The 666-nt window shown below is 50.3% G+C and carries 1 protein-coding gene; it reads left to right on the top strand.

Translation table 11 applies throughout. The features are described from left to right. The coding region (locus MIB40_RS19445; protein WP_319941698.1) for a calcium-binding protein at nt 1-666 on the top strand (666 nt) is incomplete at both ends.

Raw genomic sequence — 666 nt, 5'->3', positions numbered from 1 at the left:
AAGCGCTGGAGTTTGCCGATGGTACGGTGCTGAACACGGCTCAAATCTTTGGCTTGGTGCAAGGTGGTCTGAACAACGAAGGTGATGACACGCTGAGCGGTACCGAGTTTGCGGATGGCCTATACGGTGGCACAGGTAACGACACGCTGAATGGGGCAAATGGTGCGGATACGATTTATGGAGGTGTAGGTAACGACACCATCAATGCGGGACATCACAATGACACCGTATCGGGTGGTGAGGGTAACGACACTATTACGGCGTCGTACTTGGGGTCGAACACTCTGTCAGGAGATGCTGGTGATGATTTGATCCAGATTGACCGCAGTATTGATAAAGTCCGTGTAGGTTATGGAGCCAGCGGCAGTGGATATAGCAATACACTAGAAGGTGGACAAGGTAACGATCGTTTGGAAGGTTGGACAGGATCGGATACCTATCTCTTTAATCGTGGTGACGGTCAGGATGTGATCAGGGATTATGATCTTGCATATCATGGGACGAGTTTATCCTATTGGGACAAGACCGATAGCATCCGTTTGGGTGAAGGTATCAGTCAGGATGATGTGGTGGGTCTTCGCAATGGCAATCACCTGGTGTTGCAGATCAAGGATCCTGCGAACCCGGATGCTCAAGATCAGATCACCATTGAGCATGCGTTTGCGA

The organism is Aestuariirhabdus haliotis (genome assembly GCF_023509475.1).
In the GTDB taxonomy this organism is placed as follows: Bacteria; Pseudomonadota; Gammaproteobacteria; order Pseudomonadales; family Aestuariirhabdaceae; genus Aestuariirhabdus; species Aestuariirhabdus haliotis.
The sequence above is the reverse complement of the archived record's forward strand: the minus strand, read 5'-3'. Positions and strand labels throughout refer to the sequence as shown.